Raw genomic sequence first — 26,126 nt, 5'->3', positions numbered from 1 at the left:
AATGGAGGAAATGAAAATATGGAAGGAAATGTCCTAGTACAAAAACAATCGCAATCATCTAGTCAATTATTCGAAAAGTTACTACCACATATCGAGCTTATAGCCGCAATTACTTCAGGTGTTTTTATTCTTATCGGTTGGTTACTTAGTAAAGGAGGCTATGAAACAACTTCTATCACTATCTTTATCTTATCTTTTATAATCGGAGGTTTTGCGAAGGCAAAAGAAGGTATTGAAGAAACGATTGCTAATAAGGAATTAAACGTTGAAATGCTGATGATCTTTGCCGCAATCGGCTCCGCAATCATTGGCTATTGGATTGAAGGTGCCATTCTTATTTTTATCTTTGCAATGAGTGGCGCACTAGAAACATATACAATGAATAAAAGTAAAAAAGAAATTTCTAGCCTTATGGAGTTGCAACCTGAAGAAGCTTTATTAATTCATGAGGATGGTGAAGAACTTGTTCACGTTTCTACACTACAAATCGGAGATAAAATTCTAGTTAAACCAGGGGAACGCGTTCCCTCTGATGGAATCATTGTCTACGGACAAACAACTATAGATGAAGCAACGATTACTGGTGAATCGATTCCGGTAACAAAAGGGTTATCTGAAGAAGTGTATGCCGGCACCGTCAATATGAATGGAGCCATTAAAGTAGAAATCACAAAAAAAGCGGATGAAACTCTTTTTCAAAAGATCATTCAACTGGTCCAATCAGCACAAAGTGAAAAGTCCCCTAGTCAGTTATTTATAGAGAATTTCGAAGGGAAATATGTAAAAATTGTACTACTGACCGTCGCACTCATGCTATTTCTCCCACACTTCTTACTTGGATGGAGTTGGAACGAAACATTTTACCGTGCCATGATTCTCCTAGTAGTCGCCTCACCTTGTGCACTTGTCGCCTCTATTATGCCGGCTACATTGTCTGCGATTTCAAATGGAGCAAGACAGGGAATTTTATTTAAAGGCGGGGTACATTTAGAGAACTTAGGCCATATTAAAGCCATTGCGTTTGATAAAACAGGTACTTTAACTAAAGGACGCCCAGAAGTAACAGATTTTATTACACTACACACTCAGCATCGTGATGATTATTTACGCATTGTTGGATCAATTGAAAACCATGCAAACCATCCACTTGCTACTGCCATCGTCTCGTATACAAAAGAAGAGCAGAGCTCTCCCCTTATAGAGCCCGAATCAATCGAAGATGTACCAGGATGGGGCATTAAAGCAGTGATTAACGGCGTCACTTGGAAAATTGGTAAACCATCATTTATTTTGAACAATAACGAACTTGCGCCAGAATTAAAAGAACAGCAAGAAACATTAGCTTCGAATGGTAAAACGATCGTTTTATTTGAACGCGATCATGAGGTGTGTGGATTAATCGCATTAAAGGATCAAGTTCGTCAAGAAACGAAAGCTGCGGTTAAACAATTAAATGATCAAGGTATATACACCATCATGTTAACAGGCGATAGCCAATCAACCGCTCAAGCCATTTCTACTGAAGCAAATGTAGAAGACTTTATTGCAGAATGTTTGCCAGAAAAAAAAGTGGATCATGTTAAGGAATTAAGAAATCAGTATCAACAAGTAGCAATGGTTGGAGATGGAATTAACGATGCGCCTGCACTTGCGACTGCAAATGTTGGGATTGCCATGGGTGAAGGAACCGATGTCGCATTAGAAACAGCAGATATTGTTTTAATGAAAAACGATCTTCCTAAAATCGCTCATGCAATTGCCCTATCCAAACGCATGAACACCATTATTAAACAAAATATTGTTTTCTCTATATCAGTTATTATGCTGTTAATTTGCTCTAATTTTCTACAGATATTAGATCTTCCTTACGGTGTAATCGGTCACGAAGGCTCAACCATTTTAGTGATATTAAATAGCTTAAGGTTGTTGAAGAACTAAAAGAAAGCAGCTATCCAAGTGTGTGAATGGATAGCTGCTTCTTTATTTAATGATAGCCGTTTTGCTTATTAGCCGAACTAGATGTTTTTTGTTTAGGTTTATTTTTACCTTTTTGTTTTGTGTTACCATCTTTATTTGCAGTCAATGTAATCACCCTCCTTAAGCCTAGGTTGTCCATTGATGCACCTTACAATCAGGTAACTTTTACTATGTGTTTTTCACTTTGCTGTATTTATTTAACAATGCGTTTATTTCTCCACCAATCATAATAATAATACCCGTTAAATAAAACCAAATCATTAATATAATGATTCCACCAATACTCCCATATGTGGCCGAGTAATTTCCAAAATTACTCACATAATATGAAAACGCATAGGAAGATAGAATCCAGCCAATTGTAGCAAAAAGTGAACCTGGGATAACTGTCACATTCGTTAAACGCTTATTAGGAGCAAACCAGTACAGTCCACTAAAGATAATAAAGATGATAAGCGGACTCGCCAGCCATCTAAGTGCATTCCATATGCTCAAAAATTGCTCAGTCAATCCAAATGCATCAAAGATAAATAGACCAATTTGTCTCCCAAACACAGGTAATAATAATGCTACTAAGAAAACAAAAACCATAGAAATAGTTAAAAGCATAGCAATGCCTCTTGCAACAATAAATGATCGACTTTCAACGACATCATACGCCTTATTAAAAGCCCTCATAATGCCATTTATCGCGGCGGACGCGGACCACAATGTACCGATAATACCAATTGATAACAGAGCCCCATTTTTCGTTGTGACGGCACTCAAATTGTCTTCCAATAATGACATAATTTCTTTTGGTGCGAAATCTCTAACGATAGCAAATATATCCTCTTGAGTAATCGGTAAATAAGGCAGCAATGATATCAAAACAATTAATAATGGAAAAAGTGATAGGAGAAAGAAGTAGGCCAATTGTGCAGCTACGCCGAAAACATCATCCTTATCTATTTGCTCCCATAGTTCCTTTCCAAAAGTAGTGACTTGTTTCATCAGCGATCCCCCAAACCTTGTTAGTTATTCCTAACATTCCCTTCTAACGTCGCTTCTGAAACCTCTACTTCACTTTTAGGGTCATTTAAGGCTTCTCTTGTTTCAATTGCCTTTGTTTTAATATCCTCAATTGTGGTCGTTAAGAAAGCCACATCTTCACCGATCTGCTGGGCTGCTGTTCTAACTTTTAAAGAGACACCTTTCACTTGTTGAACGGCTTCATCGGGATTTTTTATGTAATATTTTGCACTTTCTGTCGTTTCTCTGCATTTAGATTTTGCATTTTCTCTTGTATCACGGTCTAGCATCGTGAGCGCACCGCCCGCTACCGCTCCAAGGACAACACCTTTCCAAAACAATGATTTTCCCATTTTCCTCACTCCTTTATTCTTTTTAATCTACCTATACTTTATTTTCTTTTTTTCTCTAAAAACATGCAAGCTTTGCACCTATCAATGGTTGACTTTTCACTTTAACCATGGAAAGATTATACTACTGATGTATTATGGGGGGAAATCAAGTGAATTTATCACAGAAATCAACTGAAAATGTCGATTATATGATCGAAAAAATCAAGGAAAAACTAAAAGTATTAAATATTGGCGCCATTAAATCTTCTCATTTTGACGAAGAAATGTACGAAGAACTAAAAGATATTTACGATTTAGTGATGAAAAAAAATCATTTCAGTCCTAATGAAATGCAAGCAATCGCTGAAGAATTAGGAAACTTGCGCAAGAATAAATAAGTCCTTATTATAAGCAGCTGCATGATTTGCAGCTGCTTTTTGTTTTATTGCTCAGTTAAAATCGTGATTCCATCTTTACCGGCTGCAATTGTATGTTCATATTGAGCTGATAAACCACCATCAACTGTTCGCGCAGTCCAGCCATTTTGATCCATCTTCATATGATGCATTCCAGTATTCACCATTGGTTCAATGGTGAATACCATACCTTCTTTTATTCTCGGTCCTTTATGAGGGAGGCCAAAATGAGGAACATCCGGTTTTTCGTGGATGCTTGCCCCTATCCCATGACCAATAAATTCCCTTACTACCGAAAATCCTTTCTCTTCAACAAACTGTTGAATCGCATAACCAATATCTCCAATTCGGTTGCCTATCTTCACCTGCTCAATTCCTTTATATAATGATTCCTTTGTGACATCTAATAGGGTAGATACCTTTTCACTCACTTCTCCAACGCCGTACGTCCAAGCTGAATCTGCAAGAGCTCCATTATAATTGACCACCATATCAATCGTTACAATGTCGCCTGATTTTAATGGTTCCCTCCTCGGAAATCCGTGACAAATTTCATCATTAATGCTGGCACAAGTAGCATACTCATACCCGCGATAGCCCTTTTGCTCAGGTGTAGCCCCTATTTTCTTCAGATAGGCATCAACAAATTCTTCAATTTCCCATGTAGTTATACCCGGTTTAATTCTCATGGCAATCTCTTTATGACATTCAGCAAGTACCTTACCTGCTTCATGCATCTTTTCAATCTCTCTAGGTGATTTCAACACGATCAATAGCAAAACCTTCTTTCAGTCACTGTTATATTAAAAGTTATTATACTCTACTTATTAATATTAGCGCTGAATGAAAAGTTTTACAAAAATCATGCAACGATTGCTTTTCTTAAATTATCAGAGTAATTTTAAAGACTCTCTTGTAAAGGCAGGAATATCATCAGGTGTGCGGCTCGTCACAAGTTGATCCTGACAAACCACTACTTCTTTGTCCTGAAGTTTAGCTCCTGCATATTCCATATCTACATGAATGGATTTATAGCCTGTAGCTCCTCTACCTTCTAATGTTTTAGCAGAAATTAATAATTGTGGTCCATGACAAATAGCAAAAACAGGTTTTTTCGCATCCATCATCTTTTTCGTAAATTGAACAAAGCGATCATCTGCTCTTAACATATCCGGAGAAAATCCACCTGGAATAAAGAGAGCATCAAACTCATCTGCGTTCACATCATCTATACTTTTATCAATCGTCACTTGATCATTTCCTTGCTTCCCTTTTACGACTTTACCAGCCTCTGATTCAATTGTAATAACCTCATGTCCTGCTTCCTTATAACTTTTTGCTGGTTCTGTATACTCAGAATCCTCAAACATATCGGTAATTAGACAAGCAATTTTTTTACTCATTTACTATCTCTCCTTTATGGTTTAAATTGTTGGTTATATTATGTCCGTTCCCTGAAAGTCTTCCCTTAAAACATATATGTATGTTAATTAATATATTAAAGAAAACATGCCCTACAACTATACTTGATATTTATTTTCTGTTAAAATTCTTTTAGAACGGTAAGAATTCAATCTATTCAGTTTATACAGTCTCATTTATATCGGCAGCTCCGTAATGTAATGATTAAAAATTTTTTATTACAATTAAAAGACTAAGCGATTACAATTTACGGACATAAGCGGTTGGATTCTCTTTTTTTGATATGATACTGTTAACAACAAAGATAGATAGGGTGAACGTGATGATTGGTAATCGAGTCAAAGCATTAAGACAAGAGAAAAAAATGTCTTTATCAGAGCTTGCAGATCAAGCAGGAGTAGCTAAATCCTACTTAAGCTCATTAGAGAGAAATTTACAAACGAACCCTTCCATTCAATTCCTCGAAAAAATCGCAGCTGTACTCAATGTACCTGTTGATCACCTTATCCATGATCAAATTAATAAAGAAGAATTAGATACTGATTGGATAAATATAGTCAAAGAAGCGATGGAATCTGGGGTTTCAAAAGAAGAATTTCGGGAGTTTCTCGACTTTAATAAGTGGAAGACTAGAAATAAATAAGACAAGCTTACAAACGAATCTATAAAGATAAAAAGAGATATGAATGAAACCTCCGATAATCTTCGCGTTTATCGGAGGTTTTTTTCTTCTTATATTTTTTTTATTCCATTTTAACCATAATCTTGTAAGCTCATTAATTCGGAGGCCTCAATGTCATGTTATTCCTCTTCTTTAGCTTGTAGAAAAATTCTCACCTCTTCTTTATTTAAACCTAATTGTTTTGCTTCTTCAATAAGGGCAAGCCATTCTTCATCTAGTGTTTCTATAACTAAAGACCTTTCCAAATTAAATCCCCCTTTAGACTTGAAGCATATTCTCAATTAGTCCTATTTTGCAATAAATCCCGCTTTATTTTCAGACTATTGTAGATATTTACATTTTACTACTAGTTCATTCTAAAATCTGCTAATTTTTTTCTTCATTTTCAATCAAAAAACGACAAGTGTATAATGAAACTTGTAGAATAGAGGAAAAAATCGGAACTTTTGAGTCAAAAAATACCTACAAATAAAAAAACCGAACATCAATTCCTCCTTTAAAAGTTTGATTGATGTTCAGCTTCCTCTTTGATTTTTAAAATTGGATACTTTTATATCTTGAATTATAATTGCATAGCAAGTTTTGCCCCAATTTCGGCATTATGCTTAACTAATGCAATATTGGCTGCCAAGCTCTTACCACCGGTTAATTCTTTAATCATAGATAAGAGGAATGGTGTTATCTCTTTCCCTGAGATACCTTCTTCTTCTGCATGAACAAGAGCTTGATCAATCATCTCATTCATTTCCAGTTCATTCATAGCATCTGCTTCTGGTATTGGATTAGCAATAACTAGCCCTCCATTTAAGCCTAGTCCCCACTTTACCTTCATCATTTCAGCAATCTCTTTTATCTCATCTACACGAATATTGACATTATACGGGCTCTTTCTCGTATAAAAAGCGGGTATCTTATCTGTACGGTAACCGATGATTGGGACACCATATGTTTCTAGATATTCAGCTGTTAATTTAATATCCAGAATCGATTTAGCACCGGCACAAACGACAGCGACATTTGTCTTTGCTAATTCCTGCAAATCGGCTGATATATCCATTGTTTCACTTGCCCCTCTGTGGACACCACCAATACCACCTGTTACAAAAACTTCAATCCCAGCTAGTTCTGCACAAATCATCGTGGCAGCAACAGTTGTCGCTCCATGTTTCTTCGCTGCAATGACATAGGGAAAATCTCTTCTGCTAACTTTCATAATTGAATCGTTCGTTGCAAGTAGTTCAAGTTCTGCGTCTGATAGTCCGATTTTAATTCTACCTTCTATAATAGCAATGGTTGCTGGGATTGCCCCATTCTCCCTGATAATCATTTCAACTTCTTTGGCTGTTTGTACATTTTGAGGGTAAGGCATACCGTGAGAGATGATTGTTGATTCTAGTGCGACAATTGGTTTTAACTGTTTTTTTGCTTCGATCACCTCATCAGAGTAATCTAACCAATCTTTTCTCATTTGTAACAACTCCTCTAAAAATATTCTTGAAAGGCATGTTGTAGTTTCTTTGGGTTTAATTGTGGATGAACCGTTTCCTTACTTGTAAGCGTTACACTTGCACAGATAATTCCTATTTTACAAGCATCTTCTATATGCATTCCTTTATGATGTGCATAAATAATTCCTGATGCTAAGGCATCTCCAGCACCTGTTACATCAACGACATGAACAAAAGGGGGCATAATAGCTCCTGCCTCTCCATCTTGTGTGGCGAAAACAAGGCCATTTTCCCCTCTCGTTATTATCACTCTTTCTACACCTTTTGCTAAAATGATTTCACATGCTTTAAAGTAATCTCCTTCACTTGTAAGTTTTACTCCTGAAAGCAAACTTGCCTCATCTTTATTGGCAATAAGAAAACTCACACCTAATAGTTGAGCAGGGAGTCTTTTTATTTTCGATGTAGATACTGTTGTAATACATAATGGTGTGTTGAATTGTTTACATTTTTCTATTACTCTTGTCAATATAACACTTGGGAAATTCGTATCTAGAACAACCATTTTAGCCAAAGTAAAATACCCCCATCGTGATTCAATTATCTCCACATCGAGGTCATCGTTAATTCCCATATCAGATAATGCTAATTTCATTTCTCCCTTTTTATCCAACACTGCTGTATAAGTTCCTGTTCGGCAAGTAGGTATAATTATCGAAGGTGTTGTATCTACTAGTGGCTTTAGGCGATCTAACAACCATATACCTTCGTGATCTTCACCAATAGCAGATAATAAAGAAACGGACATTTCAAGTCTAGCCAAATTCTCCGCGATATTCCTTGCTACCCCTCCTCCTGATTGTTCAGTTTTCGCAGAATTCGATGTCCCTTCCTCTAAGCCGTCCACAGCTTGCAATTTTCTATCAATATTGGCAGCGCCCACACATAAAATAGATGGTTGCTTTGGTAAAATATAAGCCCTACCTAATATATAGCCATTTTTTGTAAGAGAGGAAATATAGCCTGCGACGGTAGAACGAGAAATGCTTAAGCTGTCTGCTAGCTCAGACTGTGAAATATAAGGATTATCTTTTATGGAATTTAAAATTTGCTGCTCTTTTTCATTCAATGGCTCCCCCTCCTGAGAACATTTGTCTATATTATAAACAATAGTTTGATATTTCTGCAAATTCTAATTATAGCTATACTATTTCTCATAAAAAAACAGATAAACTTTCTCAAAGTTTATCTGTTGGTTGTCAGTTCTCTCGGAAGTATTAAAATTTCTACTCTACGATTTCTTTCTCTTCCCGTAACCGTTTCATTCGATTCTTTAGGTTTATATTCACCAAACCCTTTGGCGCTAAACCATTCAGGATTAAGCTCTGGATTATGTAAAAGCACTTTCATGAAATTGACAGCTCTCATTACACTTAGTTCCCAGTTTGACTCAAAATTAGCATTTCGTATCGGTATATTATCCGTATGGCCACTAATAATAATATTTCTTGGAGGGTTCATCACAAGTAGATCAGAGATTTCTTCTGCTGTTTGTATATCTCTAGTTCTCACTTCTGCACTACCTGAAGAGAATAATACATTATCTCGAATCGTCACAAGCAGGCCTTCAGTTGTAAGCTCCGTTTCAAACTTATCAGTAATATCATTACTTATAATATAGTGATCAACTTTGGCTTTTAACTTTTTAAGTTCCTCAGTATCTTGTTCTTCATCAGATAGACCAGACAATTGACTAGCTGACACACTTTCTTTTTTTTGAGGGGCCATACTTCCTTCTGGCATTGGGCTAGGAAAATCAATTACACCATTACCTCCAGAAAAAACTTCATTAAAAGCTGTGGACATTTTTTGGAACTTTTGAACATCGATTGCACTAGAAGCAAATAAGACGATAAATAAAGCAACTAATAATGTAAGTAAATCCGCATAAGGCAGTAACCAGGATTCATCAACATGCTCATCTTCGTGACTCTTCTTCTTCCTTCTAGTCATGATTCTTTGCTTCCTTCATCTAGAAATTCTTTTCTTTCTTTTCCTGGTAAGTAGGAAGATAGTTTTTGTTCAATCACACGTGGAGATTCTCCCTCCAAAATAGATAAAATCCCCTCTATCATCATCCTCTTATGTTTAGCTTCTATTTTAGATTTCCTCTTTAACTTATTTGCGAATGGATGCCACAATACATATCCCGTAAAGATACCTAACATCGTTGCCACAAATGCAGCACTTATTGCTTCACCTAAAGCGTTAATATCGCTCATATTTCCTAATGCCGCAATTAATCCAATTACTGCACCTAATACACCTAGTGAGGGGGCATATGTTCCTGCTTGAGAAAATATTTGCGCTGCCGATTGATGGCGCTCTTCCATTGCATCAATTTCTTCATTTAATACGTCTCTAATATAATCGGCACTCTGTCCATCCACTGCTAGTGATAAACCATTCTTCAAAAAGGGATCATTGATTTCATTTATTCTTACTTCTAATGATAACAACCCCTCTTTTCGTGCAAGCTGAGCCCAATCAGCAAATTGGCTAATAATTTGAGACATCGGTAATGTCTCTCTTTCTTTGAATATGACGCTCATTATTTTAGGTATTCTTTTCACTTCAGAGACTGGAAAAGCGATTAAAACAGACGCTACTGTTCCAACGATAATAATCATAACGGCAGCGGGATTTACTAATACACCCAGTCCTACTCCTTTTAGAAACATACCTAACACAACTGCAATAATTCCTAATATGACACCTATCCAAGTTGTTTTATCCATCCTTATCACACCTACTTCAAAAAATACTTACTTCAAAACTTTTTACTCATTACTTTTTTATCAGATACTGGTTTCTTTGTTTTATTTCGACATATTTCTATGTAATTGAAGTAACTTAATAAGGTCTTTTATCCTATTTGTCTTTTTGTGTTTATATACATAAAAAAACCACACAAAAATGAATGAATAGCATCATTTTTGTATGGTTATTTAAAAAGCTTGTTTTCGATTTTCTGTTCATAATTTTTGAAAATTTGTGTGTTTGTTGCCACTTTTCTTTCTGATAACAATGCTTGAAATTTTAACCTCTTTTCATTCAGCTCTTTTTTTAGTTCTCCTTCTTTCTCTTCATTCTCACAACTTGCAATTAATTGTTCAATTGTTAGCATCTCTTTCCTAAGATCAATTTCTTTTGTTGTATATCCTGCATTTTTCATTATTTTATAAGACATTCTTAGAGATTCTGGTACCCCGCTTAGTTCATCTTTCGGTAAAGGCTTACCATGCCCTTTTAAATGAGCAAACTCTCCCTGTCTTTGCGCTTGTTTGATTTTCTCTTCTGCTAAAATTGAGAATAAATCCATTAAATTATCACCTCATCTTCATCTTATTATACTCCATGCAGTTACATATCCCTAACGAATGAAGGGAAATATAAAATGGAAAGGAGCGATTCACTATGTCAAGAGGTAAACATTTTAATCATAAGAACAAACAGCATCCAGGTGCGTTTAATGAACAATATCAAAAAGAAAAATCAACTGAAGCTCAAGAAGACGAGGAGTTTTTAGTCGTTCAAGAAGCCTTTAAAAATCGCATTGAACAAAGTGAAAACCGTTAATATTTTTATTAGGCTGTAACCTTAGGGCTTACAGCCTTTTTTATAAAAAAAGTTAATGATAAGCTTTAATTTTTAGCCACTCTGTGCAATTTTCGATATCGTTAGAAAAAATACGATCCTGGTTAATTGTTGGTACAATTGTTCGACCTTGTTCATATAGTGAGCGGGTATGATTAGCCATTTTATCTATTCCCTTAAATTCAACCGCTTGCATAGCACAAATCAATTCAATTGCGATAACTTTATTTACATTTTTTATGATTTGATAGGCATGCCTTGCACCAATCGTTCCCATACTTACGTGATCCTCTTGATTAGCAGAAGAAGGAATAGAATCAACACTAGCAGGATGAGCCAGTGTCTTGTTCTCTGACACGAGTGAAGCTGCACAATATTGCATAATCATGGCACCTGATTGCAGCCCCGGTTCTGGGCTAAGAAAAGCGGGCAATTGATTGAGTTGTGGATTAACTAACCTTTCTATTCTTCTTTCAGATATATTCGCTAACTCAGCAACCGCAATTTTCAAAAAATCCATAGCTAACGCAATTGGTTGACCATGAAAATTCCCGCCTGAAATTACTTTTTCTCCATCATCAAAGATTAAAGGGTTATCTGTTGCAGCATTCATTTCAATTTCGAGCTTTTCTTTCACATAGTTAAGTGCTTGCCAAGTAGCACCGTGCACTTGCGGAATACATCTTATAGAGTAGGCATCCTGGACCCTCATTTCTCCTTGAACAGTAGTTAACTTACTACCACTTAAGTATGACCTCATTCGTTTTGCTGTTGCGATTTGTTCAGGATAACCACGAGCTTCATGTACTTTATGATCAAATGCATCGATTATTCCATTTAATGCTTCTACCGATATAGCTGCAATCTTTTCGCTTTCAAAAGCTAAGTTTTCTGCTTCAATATAGGCGATAACTCCTTGAGCGGTCATAGCTTGCGTACCGTTAATCAACGCAAGACCTTCTTTTGCTTCTAAAGTCAGCGGAGTAAGATCACATGCCTGTAGTACTTCTGCGCTCTTTTGTTTTTGTCCATTGAAAAAGACTTCACCTTCACCAACTAGTGTAAGTGCTAAATGGGATAGTGGTGCTAAATCACCACTCGCACCTAAGGATCCTTGCTGAGGAACGACAGGATGAATACGTTGATTAAGGTAAGTAAGTAGTCTATTAATTAATGCAAGACGAACCCCTGAATGCCCTTTTATAAGCGCATTAGCCCTTAACAATAACATTGCCCGAGAGACCTCCTCTGAGAACTCCTCACCCACTCCACATGCATGAGAGCGTATTAAATGGATCTGCAACTCCTCTACATGTTTGCGATCAATATGAACATCACTAAACTTTCCGAAACCAGTCGTAATCCCATATACAGTTTTACCTTCCGCAACTATTCTCTTTACAGCCATATGACTTCTTTCTACATTTTCTATACTCATACGGGCAATATTAACTTCTTCTCCGTGAAAGACCACCGCTTTCACTTGCTCTATCGTCAGGTGTTCCCCTGTTAATTCAATCATCTTATTACCTCCTTATCACATTAGCAAAATAAAGAAAAGACCCGAGTATCACCGAAATGATACTTGGGTCTTTTTATTAAAATAAAATTATTCTTATTTACGTTCATGATACTTCACCTATTTGATCTGTCTTATATCTATATTATAAAGCGGTGCTTACTCATGTCAATTGATTTTTACCATATTCTACCTGGTTACCATGTTAGCAAAATAAAGCACTAGAGCAACCCATATAAATTCATTCCATTTTCCGCTATAATAATTAACGACCCTTTAGTTTAGGAGATTGTTTTTTTTGGAAGGGAGAAAATATGAAATCATTAGTATTAGCCGAAAAACCAAGTGTCGGCAGAGAAATAGCCAGAGTATTAGGATGCAATCAGTCGCATAAAAACTATATAGAAGGCAAGCATTATATTGTTACATGGGCGCTTGGTCACTTAATAGAACTCAAGATGCCCGAACATTACGATAGCAAATACAAACAATGGAAACTAGAAGACCTGCCAATTATTCCTGATAAAATGGGCATCAAGGTAATGAAGCAAACAAGTCATCAATTTAAAACGGTCGAGCATCTTTCCAAGCGAAATGATGTAGGAGACTTTATTATCGCAACCGATGCTGGGCGTGAAGGTGAGTTAGTTGCTAGATGGATTTTAGAGAAGATTAAATGGAAAAAGCCAATCCACCGCCTCTGGATCTCATCTGTCACCGATCGAGCAATACAACAAGGATTTAAAAACCTTAAACCAGGGAAAGACTTTTTAAATTTATATGATTCTGCTGTTTGCAGAGCTGAAGCAGATTGGCTCATCGGATTAAATATTTCACGTGCATTAACAACGAAGTATCAAGAACCTCTTTCTGCTGGTAGAGTGCAAACTCCAACGCTTTCCCTTATTATGGATCGTGAGAAACAAATCCAGAAATTCACCCCACAGGATTATTGGATGATTCATGCAAAAGTGGGCGTATTAGAAACAGAATGGGAAAACAATGGTGAGAAACGAATCTTTAATAGTGATCAAGCTGAAACGATTAAAAAACAAACAGCAAAAGCAAAAGCAACAGTGCAATCGATTACTCGGAAAGAAAGAAGTGAAGCACAACCACTTCCATATGATTTAACTGAGCTACAACGCGATGCCAATAAAAAATTCGGCTTCTCAGCTAAAAAAACATCATCTGTACTGCAAAAATTATACGAACAACATAAAATCGTAACGTATCCACGTACAGACTCTCGTTATTTAACAAGCGATATGGAAAGTACAATGATGGAAAGATTAGAGGCAATTGCTGGTTCTTATAGTACAGAAGTAAAACCTTTGCTTGCGAAAAAGAGTAAGGTACTAGCCAAAAAGGTATTTAATAATAGTAAAGTGACGGATCATCATGCTATCATACCAACGGAACAAAGAGTACATCTCAGTGATTTATCAACAGATGAGAAAAAATTATTTGATATCATTGCTAAGCGATTCCTTGCTTTATTTTATCCGCCATATCAATATGAAAGTGTACTATTAAAGTTAGATATAGCTGGTGAAACGTTCGTAGCTAAAGAAACCCATATCATTGACTTAGGGTTTAAAACGCTCCATTCATCTACGAATGAACAAAATTCAAAGACTGCGTTGAATCAGTTACAACAAGGGAAACAGCTGCAAGTTCATACAGTCGAGACGATAAAAAAATTAACAGAGCCCCCTGCTCGCTTAAGTGAAGCCGATCTGTTACAAGGGATGGAAAAATTTGGTTTAGGTACACCTGCAACGCGTGCCGAAATTATCGAAAGACTTATCTCATCAGAAGTAGTAGAAAGACATAACGGGCGCTTTCATTCCACCCAAAAAGGGAAGCAGTTAATGGATCTTGTAAATGATGAATTAACATCCCCAGCATTAACAGCTAAGTGGGAAAAAGAACTTGAAGCCATCGCACATGGAAAAGCAAAACGTGATGACTTTCTAAAGAAAATTAGACAACAAACGAAGCAAATAGTATCCGAAGTAAAGAAAAGTGATAAATCTTACCGCGCCCATAACTTAACCGGATCGAAATGTCCTGAATGCGGCTCTTTCTTAAAAGAACGGAATACGAAAGATGGGAAAATCCTCGTTTGTTCGAGTCTGGATTGTAACTTCAGAAAAAGAAAAGATCCAAAGCTTTCTAATCGTCGTTGTCCTCAATGTCATAAAAAGATGGAAGTTCACAACGGGAAAGCTGGCACATACTTCCAATGTCGCAAATGTAATGTGGTTGAAAAAGCGGCAGATAAGAAACAAAAAGTCAATAAACGTGAAGAAAGAAAGCTTGTTCAGAAATACTCTGCTAAAAATGATCAATTCGGTACGAGCCTTGGTGACTTGTTAAAACAAGCAATGGAAGATAAAGAGTAAACATACACTGTCAATCCAGTAAGAATCTTGCTGTTTTGGCAGTTTTTTTGTTATATCATGAACAACTTCTTGCTTATGTTTTACCATGTAAACCGTGTAGTTCTTCCCTCTATCTTGTCATAAAGATAAAAAGTTTCTTTTTTCCTATAGAAAAGTTACAATAAGTAAGAAGTTTTTGACAAAGGGAGTGTACATAGTATGAGTACTTTTGAAGAAAAGCTCGACAAATATGCAGAATTAGCAGTTAGAGTGGGTGTCAATATTCAAAAAGGTCAATCATTAGTCATCAATACTTCTATTGATTCTGCCCAATTGGTTCGAAAAATTGTAAAAAATGCTTATGAAGCTGGTGCTGATCAAGTTATTGTGAACTGGAATGATGATATTGTTTCTCGTACAAAGTATGAATTAGCACCGATTGATTCCTTTAAAGAGTATCCGAAATGGCGTGCGCGTGAAACGGAAGAATTAGCAGAAAACGGAGCAGCTTTTATTGCGATTGTCTCTTCTAGCCCTGACTTACTGAAAGGAATTGACCCTGAGAAAATCAGCACATTCCAAAGGGCATCAGGTCAAGCATTAGCAAAATATCGTAAAGCTGTGCAAACAGATAAAGTAAGTTGGACAGTAATATCCGCACCTTCTCAAGCTTGGGCGAATATGGTGTTCCCTGACGCAAAAGAAGAGGAACGAGTCAACTTACTATGGGATGCTATCTTTAAAGCAACACGAACTGATTTAGATGATCCTATCCAAGCATGGAAAGATCATGATCAAACATTACATGAAAAAGTAGAATACTTAAACGAAAAACGTTATAAAAAATTACATTACACCGCACCAGGAACAGATTTGACGATTGAATTACCAGAAAAACATTTATGGGTTGGTGCTGGAAGCGTCAATGAAAACGGTCATGAATTCATGGCAAACATGCCAACAGAGGAAGTGTTCACAGTGCCACATAAATATGGTGTAAATGGCACTGTCGCAAGCACAAAACCACTTAGTTATGGTGGTAACATTATTGACCGCTTCTCCATTACTTTTAAAGATGGAAGAATAGTTGATTATAAAGCTGAGGAAGGCGAAGCTATTTTAAAACAACTAGTTGAGACAGATGAGGGCTCTCATTATCTTGGTGAAGTCGCGCTTGTACCATTTCAATCACCAATTTCTCAATCAAACCTTCTTTTCTATAACACATTATTTGATGAAAATGCATCGAATCACCTCGCTATCGGCAGCGCCTACGCCTTCTGTGTAGAAGGTGGCAAAAAAATGAATAGTGAAGAGCTAGAAACAAACGGATTAAACGAAAGTATCACCCATGTAGACTTTATGGTCGGTTCCTCTGAAATGGATATTGACGGTATCCTTGAAGATGGTACAACTGAGCCTGTATTCCGTAAAGGAGATTGGGCATTTTAACAAAGAAATATTGCGTGTGCACTCTTCAGACCCAAACGCTAGCGTTTGGGTCTACTTTTCGTGATTTTTTGGGGATACAATATCTTTTGTGAATGAGCAAGCACGCCCCCTGAGCATTCTGTTTTTTGTGAATCATACTTTATTGTTATTCCTACTACTCTAAGTAATATTGCTTTTTGAGGAACAGATTATTGCGGAGCGCTCATGCTCTGGTTTCTCTCTGAGTGACTTGCTAATCCCTTTTGCGTGGCGCTCAGTTCTTATTTTCTTGCTGAGTGACCTGCATACTCCTTTTGCAAAGCACTCACTCTCTGCTTTCTCTCTGAGTGACTTGCTAATCCCTTTTGTGCGGCGCTCAGTTCTTGTTTTCTTTCTGAGTGATCTGCAAACTCCTTTTGCAAAGCGCTCACACTCTAGTTTCTCTCTGGGTGACTTGCTAATCCCTTTTGCGAAGCGCTCATGTTCTGGTTTCTTTCTGAGTGACTTGCTGTTCCCTTTTGCGCGGCGCTCAGTTCTTGTTTTCTTGCTGAGTCACCTGCAAACTCCTTTTACTAAGCGCTCACTCTCTCTTTTCTCTCTGAGTGACTTGCTAATCCCTTTTGCGAAGCGCTCAGTTCTAGTTTCCTTGCTGGGTGATCCGCAAACTCTTTTTGCGAAGCGGTCACTCTCTGCTTTCTCTCTGAGTGACTTGCTAATCCCTTTTGCGTGGCGCTCAGTTCTTGTTTTCTTGCTGAGTGACCTGCTAACTCCTTTTGCGAAGCGCTCATGCTCTAGTTTCTCTCTGAGTGACTTGCTAATCCCTTTTGCGTGGCGCTCAGTTCTTATTTTCTTGCTGAGTGACCTGCATACTCCTTTTGCAAAGCACTCAGTTTTAGTTTTCTTGCTGAGTGACCTGCTAACTCTTTTTGCGAAGCGCTCATGCTCTGCTTTCTCTTTGGGTGACTTGCTAATCCCTTTACAAAGCGCTCACTCTCTGCTTTCTCTCTGAGTGACTTGCTGTTCCCTTTTGCGTGGCGCTCAGTTCTTGTTTTCTTGCTGAGTGACCTGCTAACTCCTCTTACTAAGCGCTCACTCTCTCTTTTCTCTCTGAGTGACTTGCTAATCCATTTTTCAAAGCGCTCCGTTCTTATTTTCTTGCTGAGTGACCTGCAAACTCTTTTTGCGAAGCGCTCACTCTCTCTTTTCTCTCTAAATGACTTGCTAATCCATTTTACAAAGCGCTCACTCTCTTTATTCTTTCTGAGTGACTTACCATGCCAGAATCCTTTGAATTTAGGCAGCACAAATAGGCTGCTACTATCTTGTTTTTAAAAATTTCGCAGCCTACCTATGATCAAAATATAATGTTTTATTGCTTACTTAATGAGATTTGCTTGATCTCTCCTGATTCATCCGTATAGGTTTTAAGAACATATTTATCAGCAAGAAATTCAGAATAGATTAAACCGTTCTCCTCTTCTTGTCTAACTGGATCTCCTAATAACTTCTTGAGATCTGCTAATGAAGATTGTAATCTTTCCCCTGGGATGGCAACTGTAGATACAGCCCCATCTTCTCTGTTATAGTAGTAGATTGTTTCTGGATACATTAAATACTGTTGACCATGAAGTATTCCCTCTTGAATGTAATAAGGGTTAGATTTTTTAATGTCTTCTATGTTCGTACCAATTGGATAAGGGCCACCCATAGGTATACCCATTTTCGCTCTTTCAATTACTTCTTTAGTCAACTCAATATTTTCATAAGGATAAAACACTTCTTCCGTCTCGCTCCAAATATCCATCCAAGACTGATCTAATAATGATTGATAAGCACCAGAATCTTCAGTTACCGTTGCTTCATCATGGAGTGAAAGGACTAATGGATCATTTTGTAATTCCCAGCTGAGAAAAATCGATTCATTTTGATTAACCGGATAGGCCGATTGAAGGACATTTTGACTTAAGGATTTAAGTTTTCTATCTGTTAAGTTAAGCAATTCTCCACCTTCAATCGGTACCTCTCTTAATATCCCTTGGTCCATTGAAATAACTCGAAGTGACGATACTTCCTCACTCTTTTCAAGTGATAATATAATAAGAGTTTGTTTATTTGTATTCAGTGAATAGATATTATTTTTATTGAATTTCTCATAGGCAAGCTCTTGGCTATATGCCATTTTGCCGTTCTCTTCAGCAACAAAAAATGAATATTGATTGCTATCATCTTGATTTGAGGAAATATATACTTCATAACTTTTTTCCCCATCCACCATTGTTGTTTCGTAAATGGCATTTTCTTCAAGGACTGCCACCTGTTGTTTTTCTACTTCATCCGCTTCATGAGCAACAGTTGAACTTGGCTCCATTTCTTGTTTATTCACCTTTGACTCATTCATGCAACCAGACATGAGAGTAGTTAACATTAATATATATAAATATTTCTTCATTTAAATCTCCCTATCAACAAAAATCACTTGGCCCTTGCCAAGTGCTTAATATTCTAAGTAAAGTCCTTTTTATGAAAGACTAGTCGTCAATTCTATTTTTAAGCTATCATACATTTCTTTATTGACATTCTAAATTGTAACAAATCTGAAACAATACTACAAACAGAATAAATAATCGTAAAGTAAACTTAATGTCCTGATTTCTCCCGTTTACTATGTTTAAATATTTATATACAATGTTTCTTAAAGAATTCAACATAAGAACTACTTTTTGATTTGGAGGGATTTTTTGCTATGTTACAAGAATTTAAGAAATTTGCTATGAAAGGAAATGTGTTAGACCTGGCAATCGGGGTCATTATAGGGGCAGCTTTTGGAAAAATTGTTACTTCTCTAGTGAATGATCTGATTATGCCTATTCTTGGAATCTTTATCGGTGGAGTCGATTTCACAAAACTCTCTTATTCCCCTCCATTTGGGGAATCTGTTATACTATATGGACAATTTATTCAAACCGTTTTCGACTTTTTGATTGTCGCTTTTTCCATTTTTCTTTTTGTCCAATTTATGAATAAAAGAATTAGGAAGAAAGAAGAAGAGAGTACGCCTGAACCGCCAGAAAAAGATGCAAAAGAAGAATTACTAATCGAAATTCGTGACTTGTTGCAAAAACAAGAGCAGAACTCACTTGATATAACAAAAAAACAAAATCATGAGTCCTAAATAAAATCTAGGAATATTTATATGAGTGGCAAAAAGAACAAATGATAGACATCTCATCATATCATTTGTTCTTTTTCCTATTTGCCACATAAATGCTCATGCATCTATTCACACAGCTAATCTTATATAGAAAGAAGTGGTCCAATGCCATCATCTATTCAAAAACAATATTTTCGTCGTGTTATTATTATTTTTATGATTTCTCTTGCTATTGCCACTATTGGGGTCTTTCTTGGTACAGTTGTTCCAAGCCAGTATTTTCTACCGATCAAGATAATTGAAGTAATTATGTTAATCATCGCTTTTTTTCTTAGACGAAAAAAGGGGATTTCCTACTTTTTCTTATTCTTATTTACCTTTATATCTGGCTTGTCTATTTATCCAATTCTACATCAATATGTGTCTTCAATAGGTATGCAAACGATACTAATGACACTCATAGCAACAACTATCATTTTTATTTTTATTGCGAGCTATGCCACTATTACAAAGAAAGATTTTAGTTTTTTAGGCGGTATATTATCAATTGCATTACTTGCCTTTATCATTATTGCTATCATTCGAATCTTTTGGCCATTAGATGACACTTCACTACTCATATATTCATTTATAGGTGTTCTCATATTCAGTGGCTATATTCTATATGACTTTAACCGTTTGAAAAAATACGGTATTAAAAAAAGTCAAATCCCTACTTACACTTTGAATTTGTATTTAGATTTTATTAATCTCTTCTTAAACTTACTTAGACTAATTGGTTTACTGAAAGATAGAAAATAACAAGTAACATTATAAAAACGAAGAACGACAATGACAGATTACTTTCTGTCGTTTTTTTTATGCCCAAAAATGAATAAATCTGGATAATCGGAACACTTTATAAACATAATACGAAAAAAGGAGGTTTTTTTCCAATGGCAGAACAACACTCTGAAAAGAAAATGTCAAGAAGACGCTTTATTAGAAACTCTGGATACGTAGCAGGTGGACTTGTCGGTGGAGGAATTATCGGTGGGCTCATTGGTGCCAATATGAATGATGAGCAAGAAGGTACAAATACACAAGGGGAACATCAAGGAACCAGCTATCTACAAGCACCTCTTTATTTTACAAACCCTGAAATGTTTGCCGTTTTAGTCGCTGCTTCTGAAAGAATTTTCCCAAGTGATGATAACGGTCCAGGAGCTGATGAATTAGGCGTTGCCTATTATATAGATCACTCGCTCGCTGGTTCTTGGGGGAACAATGCTCGTGAATATATGCAAGGACCATTCTTTCCAGGCTCTAACTTCCAAGGTTATCAATCCCCTCTTAAGAGACATGAAGTATTTGATACCGGGATAAAGGCACTGCAAAAAGTGGCTAATGAAAAACACGATAAGAATTTCCCTGACTTGGAAGGCGAACAACAAGATGCTATCTTAACTTCCTTCCAAAATGATGAGGTTGAGCTCAAAGGAGTAACATCCAAAACCTTTTTTAATATTCTCAGAGCAGCCACGATTGAAGGTGTATATGCTGACCCTGCATATGGAGGAAATATTAATATGGAAGGCTGGAAAATGAAAAACTATCCTGGGCATCAAATGAGTTATTACGACAAAATTGAATCAGATGAATTTATGGAAATTGAACCACAAGCCCTACATTCTTATACAAAATAAGTGGATTGAATAGGAGGAAATACAATGGCTGAAAAATTACCTAAAACCGATGTCGTCATCGTCGGTATGGGCTGGGCTGGTAGCATTATTGCTGCCGAGCTTGGTAAGGAAGGATTAAAGGTTGTTGGATTAGAACGAGGTAAAGAAAGAGGCTTGAAAGATTATTATGTCGTACACGATGAGCTTCGTTATGCTATTCGTTATGAATTAATGCAAGATTTATCAAAGGAAAGTTTAACTTTCCGTAATAACCAAAAGGAAAGGGCCCTTCCCATGCGTCAACTTGGTTCTTTCCTATTAGGTGAGGGTTCTGGTGGTTCTGGTGTTCATTGGAACGGCCAATCCTTCCGTTTTTTGCCTTATGATTTTGAAATACGATCAAAAACAATTGAAAAATATGGTGAAAGTAAAATCAAAGGATTACAAATTCAGGATTGGGGCATTACATACGACGAATTGGAACCATATTTTGATAAATATGAGAAGGTCGCTGGTATTAGTGGTGAAGAGGCTCATTTTGGACCGGAACGATCCAATCCATATCCAACACCACCGATGAAAGAGACACCATTAACCAAACGGTTTAAAGATGCAACAACCTCATTAGGTATGCATCCATACCATATGCCTTCAGCTAATTTAAGTGAACCATATGAGAACATGTACGGTGCAAAGATTGCTAACTGTCAATATTGCGCATTTTGTGAACGTTTTGGTTGCGAATACGGTGCAAAGGCAGACCCAACTGTTGCCGTCATTCCTTATGCTATGGAAACAGGCAATGTAGATATACGCAATTTTGCTAATGTAACTGAAATCATACATGAAGGTGGAAAAGCAACAGGTGTGAAATTCGTAGATGTATTAACGAAAGAAGAATTCATTCAACCGGCTGATACAGTCGTTCTTACGAGCTATGTCATGAATAATACGAAACTACTTCTACATTCAAAAATAGGCAAAGCCTATAACCCGGAAAACGGGACTGGTGTGATTGGTAAGAACTATTGTTATCAGATTCTCCCTGGCTCTACAGGCTTTTTTGAAGAAGAACGCTTTAACACTTTCATGGGGGCAGGAGCATTAGGTGCAACAATTGATGATTATAATGGTGATAACTTCGATCACTCAGATCTAAACTTTATCCATGGTGGCTCTATCTCCATTAATCAATCAGGTAAACGACCGATTGGCTCAAATACCGTTCCATCTGGTACACCAAACTGGGGAGCTGAGTTTAAAGCACAATCTATCAAGTATTTTACAAGATCACTCAATATTGGAACACAAGGGGCTTCCATGCCTGTACAACATAACTTTATGGACCTTGATCCGACGTACAAAGACGCTTATGGTTTACCATTGCTTCGCTTAACTTACGACTTTACAAAACAAGATAAAGAGCTTTATAACTATATCGGCAAAATTGCAGATCAAATTATGCTTGAAATGGGCGCAGATAAAGTAAATGAACGTTCGAATCTTGAAAGTTATGATATTGTGCCATATCAAACAACTCATAATACAGGTGGTGTTATTATGGGCGCTGAACCGGAAACATCTGCTGTTAATAATTATCTGCAAATGTGGGATGCTGAGAATGTATTTGTTGTAGGTGCCTCTGCTTTTGCACATAATGGGGGCTATAACCCAACGGCAACTGTCGGTGCACTCGCATTCAGAGCAGCAGAAGGTATCCTCAAATATAGCAAAGAAGGTGGCATGCTCGCCTAATTAGTAGGAAAGGGGTTGATTTGTAATGGGTTTAACAAATATCGGAATACCAGGTTTAATCATTATCCTTGTCATCACCTTGATTATATTTGGACCAAAAAAACTACCTGAAATTGGCTCAGCTTTCGGAAAAACATTAGCTGAATTTAAAAGATCGACAAGAGAAATTATGGACGATAGCGACAAGGAAACATTAACAGTGGCTGCTAAAAATGAAGAGGAATCTAAATAACATCTGTGATGGAGGCGTAAAGATGGAGAATAATGACCAAACACTAGTGGAGCATTTAACTGATTTAAGAAAAGTGCTCATTCGATCGATTGTCTTCTTTACCTTTTGTTTTATCCTTTGCTTAGTGTTTATTAACCACCTTATTCCCATTCTAGCTAATGACTATGATCTCGTCATGCTAGGGCCATTAGATGTAATTAGACTATACACAGGGATTGCCGGTAGCATTAGCCTCGGCATTTCCCTTCCCTTCATTGCGTTTCAAGCATGGCTATTTATTAGACCTGCATTGAATGATAAAGAAGCAAAAATCTCGATCATGTTCATTCCAGGAATTATTTGTAGTTTCGCCATTGGCTTATCATTTGGTTTATTCATTGTATTCCCAACCATTTATGGCTTTCTCATGCACCTTGGCGAAAGTAATTTTTCTATGATGATTACTGCTCGAGAATATTTCTCATTTTTATTGATTTCTACTATTCCGTTTGGATTTCTATTTGAAGTTCCATTATTACTAGTTTTTCTCACAAATATCGGGGTCGTATCCCCTGAAATGCTAAAGTCAGTAAGAAAATACGCATATGTGGTGCTTGCTGTCGTTTCTGCACTCATTACGCCACCAGACTTTTTCTCACAAATACTTGTACTCTTTCCATTAATTGGACTATATGAACTTGGACTGTTTCTTTCAAAGATTAGCTATAGAAAACGATTGGTCATGGACGCAGAGTTAAATAAAGGGTAGTTTATTGATAAGTGAAAACGTTAGTATTCTCGTGGACATTTTTAAAATAGGTAAATGAAGGAATAATCTCTAATAAGGAACAAGGATTGTATGAAGAGGAATCCAATCTTAGTTATTTTTTAATTAGATTTCGATATTGCTCTATAAAATGCTTAGGTACATCTTTCATATAAAAAGGATATACACCACGATTAGTATGTAAATACAATGTACCTAGCTTTTTTTTCGATTCTCTAAATGAAATATCAAAAACAGCTTGGATATCTATTTCGTCTTCACTCCATATAATTTTCTCATCGAAAAGTTTGATTTCACTTTCTATTTCCTCATACTTTTGGACATTCCAATCAATTTTACGCACAACTTTTATATAAGTAAGACTAGCTATAAGTTCCAATGGCGAACCCCCAATATTTAATATCTCCATTCTATTGGATTGTTAGTGAAAACGATAATAATTTGCTTAAAAGTAAAGAAACCATTTTAGCAACGTTAAAAATGTTACTATTTATTGTTTCAATTCGAGCTGATACCTACTCCCCTATGTAACTTCTCAAATAAATCTTAACTGTATTCTAGCCAGTTAAACTTAATATCAAAAGCAAAGAAAGAATGGATGCTCTTCTTTTTGCATTTAAGAACCAGCTTCCGATTCTTTCATATGATTACGAACAGTTCAAAACAATGTTCCGAATTAAAGTACACCAGAAAATAATCTCGCAAATGACTCTTTTGTTCTTTCTAATAATCCTCTTTTGTAAAACTGTACCGGACTTATTTTAAAACTATCTTTCATATCATCTTCATAATGAGCAACTAAATCTCTAATAGAACTTGTCCCGTAAAGAAAAACATTCACCTCGAAGTTCAAATGGAAACTTCTCATATCCATATTAGCAGTACCAATACTGGCTAAATTCCCATCAATAATAATTATTTTTTGATGAAGAAAACCTTTTTTATATGAATAGATCTCTACTCCATAGCGAAGAAGTTCAGAAAAATAAGAACGGCTAGCATATTGCGTAAAAAAACTATCATTGATTTCAGGGACGAGAATTCTCACTTCAATCCCTTTTGCCGCAGCTACTCTTAATGCCGTACGAATGGCTTCATCTGGTACAAAGTAAGGGGTAGCAATCCAAATGGAATAATCAGCAGACGAAATCATCGAATAATAAAAATCCCCCATAATACCCTGTTGCGTATCTGGTCCACTGGCAACGACCTGAAGCGCTCCGTCTACCACATCATCTTTTTTATGTATAGGCTTCCTATCATTACGATATTTATCCAACACCTCTTCATTAGCAACATATTCCCAATCTAATAAAAATATCGTGTGTAGTATATAGACAGCTTCACCCTTTAATAAAAGATGGGTATCTCGCCAAAATCCAATTTGCTTATCTTCACCCAAATATTCATTTCCAACATTCAATCCACCCGTAAAGCCGATTTCTCCATCAATGATGATAATCTTACGGTGATTTCTAAAATTAAATTTCTGATTAAAAAAACCATACTTTAAAGGCGAGAATGGTTTTACTCGGATGCCAGCATCTAACATCTGGTTGATATCTTCCGCATGCAGTGTTAAGCTCCCAGCTGCATCGTAAATAAATAACACCTCTACTCCTTGCTTGGCTTTATCCATCAATATCTTCATTATTTCTTTTCCTAAGCGATCAGAACGAAAAATGTAATATTCCATATGAATGAATTTTTTTGCCTGTAACAGCCTTCTCTTAATTTCAAAAAAAGTTTCATCACCGTTTTTTAAAATGGTTGCTTTAGACTTCGTACTTATCGGAGTTAATGATGAATGATTAGCAAATTCCGCAAATCGAAGCTGGCCATCTTGGAGGAATGATATGTCTTGTTCTTCTTCTCTATGCATTAAGCGTTTCCATTCATCTCTATCTCTGCTACGTTTACTTTTAAATAAATACCCTTTCATATATAATTGCCCTGAAAATAAATAAAATAAATATCCAAACACCGGAAAGAATACGATTACATACATCCATAATAATGTATGCTGTGGGGTTCGATCTTCCAGCATAATGGAATAGCATATCACTAATATTGCCAAACTATAAAATACAAGGCACATTATCGTAGTCATTATACTTGTTGCCATAAAAAGTCCGATATATAATGTAACCATCAGAATGAATACAAATAAAAACTCTACTCTTCTTCTACCTTTCATTACCATGCCCCATCCCGTAAGTTGCTGTTATTATTAGTACCCTAATTTTCATTTAAAGAAACGAGCTCTATCATAATTT

General features: G+C 36.4%; 29 protein-coding genes. 12 read left to right on the top strand and 17 right to left on the bottom strand.

What is annotated here, in order from left to right; translation table 11 throughout:
- Positions 1 to 18 precede the first annotated feature (18 nt).
- Positions 19 to 1,938 (top strand): heavy metal translocating P-type ATPase, encoded by a 1,920-nt coding sequence (locus U9M49_RS14685; protein WP_322910041.1) that lies wholly within the window; start codon positions 19 to 21, stop codon positions 1,936 to 1,938.
- A gap of 207 nt (positions 1,939 to 2,145) precedes the next feature.
- Here U9M49_RS14685 and U9M49_RS14680 read toward each other — a convergent pair whose 3' ends face one another.
- Positions 2,146 to 2,970 carry a YihY/virulence factor BrkB family protein gene (locus U9M49_RS14680; protein WP_095370079.1) on the bottom strand — a complete coding sequence of 275 codons (825 nt, stop codon included), beginning with the start codon at positions 2,968 to 2,970 and terminating at the stop codon, positions 2,146 to 2,148.
- Positions 2,971 to 2,990: 20 nt separating this feature from the next.
- Positions 2,991 to 3,341: a YtxH domain-containing protein gene (locus U9M49_RS14675; protein ID WP_095370080.1), complete on the bottom strand. Its 351-nt coding sequence runs from the start codon at positions 3,339 to 3,341 to the stop codon at positions 2,991 to 2,993.
- A gap of 149 nt (positions 3,342 to 3,490) precedes the next feature.
- On the opposite strand from U9M49_RS14675, the gene U9M49_RS14670 reads away from it, so the two are divergent.
- Entirely contained in the window at positions 3,491 to 3,718 is a 228-nt protein-coding gene (locus U9M49_RS14670; RefSeq protein WP_095370081.1) for a DUF1128 domain-containing protein, read from the top strand.
- A 44-nt stretch (positions 3,719 to 3,762) separates the two neighbouring features.
- Here the strand turns inward: U9M49_RS14670 and map are convergent, their stop codons facing one another.
- Both map and U9M49_RS14660 read right to left on the bottom strand, forming a co-directional pair.
- On the bottom strand, positions 3,763 to 4,509 hold the full coding sequence (gene map / locus U9M49_RS14665; RefSeq protein WP_322910040.1) for a type I methionyl aminopeptidase: 747 nt from the start codon (positions 4,507 to 4,509) through the stop codon (positions 3,763 to 3,765).
- A 117-nt stretch (positions 4,510 to 4,626) separates the two neighbouring features.
- Positions 4,627 to 5,139, bottom strand: coding sequence for a type 1 glutamine amidotransferase domain-containing protein (locus U9M49_RS14660; RefSeq protein ID WP_095370083.1), 513 nt, complete (start codon positions 5,137 to 5,139; stop codon positions 4,627 to 4,629).
- Between the two features lie 341 nt (positions 5,140 to 5,480).
- Here U9M49_RS14660 and U9M49_RS14655 point away from each other — a divergent pair, with 341 nt between their 5' ends.
- Positions 5,481 to 5,801 carry a helix-turn-helix domain-containing protein gene (locus U9M49_RS14655; protein WP_095370084.1) on the top strand — a complete coding sequence of 107 codons (321 nt, stop codon included), beginning with the start codon at positions 5,481 to 5,483 and terminating at the stop codon, positions 5,799 to 5,801.
- 158 nt (positions 5,802 to 5,959) lie between these two features.
- Here the strand turns inward: U9M49_RS14655 and sinI are convergent, their stop codons facing one another.
- The 6 genes from sinI to U9M49_RS14625 all read right to left on the bottom strand — a co-directional run bounded on the left by sinI (position 5,960) and on the right by U9M49_RS14625 (position 10,670).
- Positions 5,960 to 6,085 (bottom strand): DNA-binding anti-repressor SinI, encoded by a 126-nt coding sequence (gene sinI / locus U9M49_RS14650; protein ID WP_157733760.1) that lies wholly within the window; start codon positions 6,083 to 6,085, stop codon positions 5,960 to 5,962.
- Between the two features lie 317 nt (positions 6,086 to 6,402).
- Positions 6,403 to 7,308 (bottom strand): pseudouridine-5'-phosphate glycosidase, encoded by a 906-nt coding sequence (locus U9M49_RS14645; protein ID WP_095370086.1) that lies wholly within the window; start codon positions 7,306 to 7,308, stop codon positions 6,403 to 6,405.
- A gap of 14 nt (positions 7,309 to 7,322) precedes the next feature.
- Positions 7,323 to 8,417 carry a carbohydrate kinase gene (locus tag U9M49_RS14640; RefSeq protein ID WP_322910039.1) on the bottom strand — a complete coding sequence of 365 codons (1,095 nt, stop codon included), beginning with the start codon at positions 8,415 to 8,417 and terminating at the stop codon, positions 7,323 to 7,325.
- A gap of 116 nt (positions 8,418 to 8,533) precedes the next feature.
- Positions 8,534 to 9,301: a flagellar motor protein MotB gene (gene motB / locus U9M49_RS14635; RefSeq protein WP_095370087.1), complete on the bottom strand. Its 768-nt coding sequence runs from the start codon at positions 9,299 to 9,301 to the stop codon at positions 8,534 to 8,536.
- Positions 9,298 to 10,086 (bottom strand): flagellar motor stator protein MotA, encoded by a 789-nt coding sequence (motA, locus tag U9M49_RS14630; protein ID WP_095370088.1) that lies wholly within the window; start codon positions 10,084 to 10,086, stop codon positions 9,298 to 9,300. The genes motB and motA overlap by 4 nt, the downstream gene beginning before the upstream one ends.
- 206 nt (positions 10,087 to 10,292) lie before the next feature.
- The gene (locus U9M49_RS14625; protein WP_095370089.1) at positions 10,293 to 10,670 is read right to left on the bottom strand and encodes a DUF1992 domain-containing protein; all 378 of its coding nucleotides are present in this window, start codon (positions 10,668 to 10,670) and stop codon (positions 10,293 to 10,295) included.
- Positions 10,671 to 10,765: 95 nt separating this feature from the next.
- Here U9M49_RS14625 and U9M49_RS14620 point away from each other — a divergent pair, with 95 nt between their 5' ends.
- Positions 10,766 to 10,927 carry a hypothetical protein gene (locus U9M49_RS14620; RefSeq protein WP_224935434.1) on the top strand — a complete coding sequence of 54 codons (162 nt, stop codon included), beginning with the start codon at positions 10,766 to 10,768 and terminating at the stop codon, positions 10,925 to 10,927.
- A gap of 52 nt (positions 10,928 to 10,979) precedes the next feature.
- Here U9M49_RS14620 and hutH read toward each other — a convergent pair whose 3' ends face one another.
- Complete coding sequence (gene hutH, locus U9M49_RS14615; RefSeq protein ID WP_307319365.1) at positions 10,980 to 12,467, bottom strand: histidine ammonia-lyase; 1,488 nt, start codon at positions 12,465 to 12,467, stop codon at positions 10,980 to 10,982.
- Positions 12,468 to 12,778: 311 nt separating this feature from the next.
- Here hutH and U9M49_RS14610 point away from each other — a divergent pair, with 311 nt between their 5' ends.
- Both U9M49_RS14610 and U9M49_RS14605 read left to right on the top strand, forming a co-directional pair.
- Positions 12,779 to 14,872 (top strand): DNA topoisomerase III, encoded by a 2,094-nt coding sequence (locus U9M49_RS14610; RefSeq protein ID WP_322910038.1) that lies wholly within the window; start codon positions 12,779 to 12,781, stop codon positions 14,870 to 14,872.
- Between the two features lie 198 nt (positions 14,873 to 15,070).
- Positions 15,071 to 16,303, top strand: a complete 1,233-nt coding sequence (locus U9M49_RS14605; protein WP_322910037.1) for an aminopeptidase — start codon at positions 15,071 to 15,073, stop codon at positions 16,301 to 16,303.
- A gap of 260 nt (positions 16,304 to 16,563) precedes the next feature.
- Here the strand turns inward: U9M49_RS14605 and U9M49_RS14600 are convergent, their stop codons facing one another.
- From U9M49_RS14600 to U9M49_RS14585, 4 genes are all read right to left on the bottom strand, one after another.
- A complete protein-coding gene (locus tag U9M49_RS14600) occupies positions 16,564 to 16,713 on the bottom strand; it encodes a hypothetical protein (protein ID WP_322910036.1) in 150 nt (49 codons plus the stop codon).
- 141 nt (positions 16,714 to 16,854) lie between these two features.
- A complete protein-coding gene (locus tag U9M49_RS14595; protein WP_322910035.1) occupies positions 16,855 to 17,070 on the bottom strand; it encodes a hypothetical protein in 216 nt (71 codons plus the stop codon).
- Between the two features lie 54 nt (positions 17,071 to 17,124).
- The gene (locus U9M49_RS14590) at positions 17,125 to 17,586 is read right to left on the bottom strand and encodes a hypothetical protein (protein ID WP_322910034.1); all 462 of its coding nucleotides are present in this window, start codon (positions 17,584 to 17,586) and stop codon (positions 17,125 to 17,127) included.
- A 65-nt stretch (positions 17,587 to 17,651) separates the two neighbouring features.
- Positions 17,652 to 18,731, bottom strand: coding sequence for a hypothetical protein (locus U9M49_RS14585; protein ID WP_322910033.1), 1,080 nt, complete (start codon positions 18,729 to 18,731; stop codon positions 17,652 to 17,654).
- A gap of 294 nt (positions 18,732 to 19,025) precedes the next feature.
- On the opposite strand from U9M49_RS14585, the gene mscL reads away from it, so the two are divergent.
- From mscL to tatC, 6 genes are all read left to right on the top strand, one after another.
- Positions 19,026 to 19,454: a large conductance mechanosensitive channel protein MscL gene (gene mscL / locus U9M49_RS14580; protein ID WP_095370094.1), complete on the top strand. Its 429-nt coding sequence runs from the start codon at positions 19,026 to 19,028 to the stop codon at positions 19,452 to 19,454.
- Between the two features lie 144 nt (positions 19,455 to 19,598).
- Complete coding sequence (locus U9M49_RS14575; protein WP_322910032.1) at positions 19,599 to 20,234, top strand: Bax inhibitor-1 family protein; 636 nt, start codon at positions 19,599 to 19,601, stop codon at positions 20,232 to 20,234.
- A 134-nt stretch (positions 20,235 to 20,368) separates the two neighbouring features.
- Positions 20,369 to 21,118, top strand: a complete 750-nt coding sequence (locus U9M49_RS14570; RefSeq protein ID WP_095370096.1) for a gluconate 2-dehydrogenase subunit 3 family protein — start codon at positions 20,369 to 20,371, stop codon at positions 21,116 to 21,118.
- Positions 21,119 to 21,142: 24 nt separating this feature from the next.
- Positions 21,143 to 22,852, top strand: coding sequence for a GMC family oxidoreductase (locus U9M49_RS14565; RefSeq protein ID WP_095370097.1), 1,710 nt, complete (start codon positions 21,143 to 21,145; stop codon positions 22,850 to 22,852).
- A 25-nt stretch (positions 22,853 to 22,877) separates the two neighbouring features.
- Positions 22,878 to 23,084 (top strand): twin-arginine translocase TatA/TatE family subunit, encoded by a 207-nt coding sequence (gene tatA / locus U9M49_RS14560; RefSeq protein WP_095370098.1) that lies wholly within the window; start codon positions 22,878 to 22,880, stop codon positions 23,082 to 23,084.
- 22 nt (positions 23,085 to 23,106) lie between these two features.
- A complete protein-coding gene (gene tatC, locus U9M49_RS14555) occupies positions 23,107 to 23,832 on the top strand; it encodes a twin-arginine translocase subunit TatC (protein WP_095370099.1) in 726 nt (241 codons plus the stop codon).
- Between the two features lie 112 nt (positions 23,833 to 23,944).
- On the opposite strand, the gene U9M49_RS14550 is transcribed toward tatC, so the two are convergent.
- Both U9M49_RS14550 and cls read right to left on the bottom strand, forming a co-directional pair.
- A complete protein-coding gene (locus U9M49_RS14550) occupies positions 23,945 to 24,229 on the bottom strand; it encodes a hypothetical protein (RefSeq protein WP_095370100.1) in 285 nt (94 codons plus the stop codon).
- 297 nt (positions 24,230 to 24,526) lie between these two features.
- Complete coding sequence (gene cls / locus U9M49_RS14545; protein ID WP_095370101.1) at positions 24,527 to 26,047, bottom strand: cardiolipin synthase; 1,521 nt, start codon at positions 26,045 to 26,047, stop codon at positions 24,527 to 24,529.
- Between the last annotated feature and the right edge of the window lie 79 nt (positions 26,048 to 26,126).

The sequence above is a fragment of the Cytobacillus sp. OWB-43 genome (assembly GCF_034651445.1).
Lineage (GTDB): Bacteria > Bacillota > Bacilli > Bacillales > Cytobacillaceae > Cytobacillus > Cytobacillus kochii.
Note: the sequence above shows the minus strand (reverse complement) of the source record. Positions and strands in the feature narration are given on the sequence as shown.

Coding starts and splice junctions, on each gene's coding strand:
- U9M49_RS14625 (WP_095370089.1), bottom strand. CDS start 10,670: ATGGATTTATTCTCAATTTTAGCAGAAGAGAAAATCAAACAAGCGCAA.
- tatA (WP_095370098.1), top strand. CDS start 22,878: ATGGGTTTAACAAATATCGGAATACCAGGTTTAATCATTATCCTTGTC.
- mscL (WP_095370094.1), top strand. CDS start 19,026: ATGTTACAAGAATTTAAGAAATTTGCTATGAAAGGAAATGTGTTAGAC.
- cls (WP_095370101.1), bottom strand. CDS start 26,047: ATGAAAGGTAGAAGAAGAGTAGAGTTTTTATTTGTATTCATTCTGATG.
- U9M49_RS14575 (WP_322910032.1), top strand. CDS start 19,599: ATGCCATCATCTATTCAAAAACAATATTTTCGTCGTGTTATTATTATT.
- U9M49_RS14585 (WP_322910033.1), bottom strand. CDS start 18,731: ATGAAGAAATATTTATATATATTAATGTTAACTACTCTCATGTCTGGT.
- U9M49_RS14610 (WP_322910038.1), top strand. CDS start 12,779: ATGAAATCATTAGTATTAGCCGAAAAACCAAGTGTCGGCAGAGAAATA.
- U9M49_RS14680 (WP_095370079.1), bottom strand. CDS start 2,970: ATGAAACAAGTCACTACTTTTGGAAAGGAACTATGGGAGCAAATAGAT.
- U9M49_RS14660 (WP_095370083.1), bottom strand. CDS start 5,139: ATGAGTAAAAAAATTGCTTGTCTAATTACCGATATGTTTGAGGATTCT.
- U9M49_RS14675 (WP_095370080.1), bottom strand. CDS start 3,341: ATGGGAAAATCATTGTTTTGGAAAGGTGTTGTCCTTGGAGCGGTAGCG.
- motB (WP_095370087.1), bottom strand. CDS start 9,301: ATGACTAGAAGGAAGAAGAAGAGTCACGAAGATGAGCATGTTGATGAA.
- U9M49_RS14570 (WP_095370096.1), top strand. CDS start 20,369: ATGGCAGAACAACACTCTGAAAAGAAAATGTCAAGAAGACGCTTTATT.
- U9M49_RS14620 (WP_224935434.1), top strand. CDS start 10,766: ATGTCAAGAGGTAAACATTTTAATCATAAGAACAAACAGCATCCAGGT.
- U9M49_RS14655 (WP_095370084.1), top strand. CDS start 5,481: ATGATTGGTAATCGAGTCAAAGCATTAAGACAAGAGAAAAAAATGTCT.
- U9M49_RS14565 (WP_095370097.1), top strand. CDS start 21,143: ATGGCTGAAAAATTACCTAAAACCGATGTCGTCATCGTCGGTATGGGC.
- U9M49_RS14645 (WP_095370086.1), bottom strand. CDS start 7,308: ATGAGAAAAGATTGGTTAGATTACTCTGATGAGGTGATCGAAGCAAAA.
- U9M49_RS14685 (WP_322910041.1), top strand. CDS start 19: ATGGAAGGAAATGTCCTAGTACAAAAACAATCGCAATCATCTAGTCAA.
- motA (WP_095370088.1), bottom strand. CDS start 10,086: ATGGATAAAACAACTTGGATAGGTGTCATATTAGGAATTATTGCAGTT.
- U9M49_RS14605 (WP_322910037.1), top strand. CDS start 15,071: ATGAGTACTTTTGAAGAAAAGCTCGACAAATATGCAGAATTAGCAGTT.
- tatC (WP_095370099.1), top strand. CDS start 23,107: ATGGAGAATAATGACCAAACACTAGTGGAGCATTTAACTGATTTAAGA.
- U9M49_RS14595 (WP_322910035.1), bottom strand. CDS start 17,070: ATGAGCGCTTCGCAAAAGGAGTTAGCAGGTCACTCAGCAAGAAAACAA.
- hutH (WP_307319365.1), bottom strand. CDS start 12,467: ATGATTGAATTAACAGGGGAACACCTGACGATAGAGCAAGTGAAAGCG.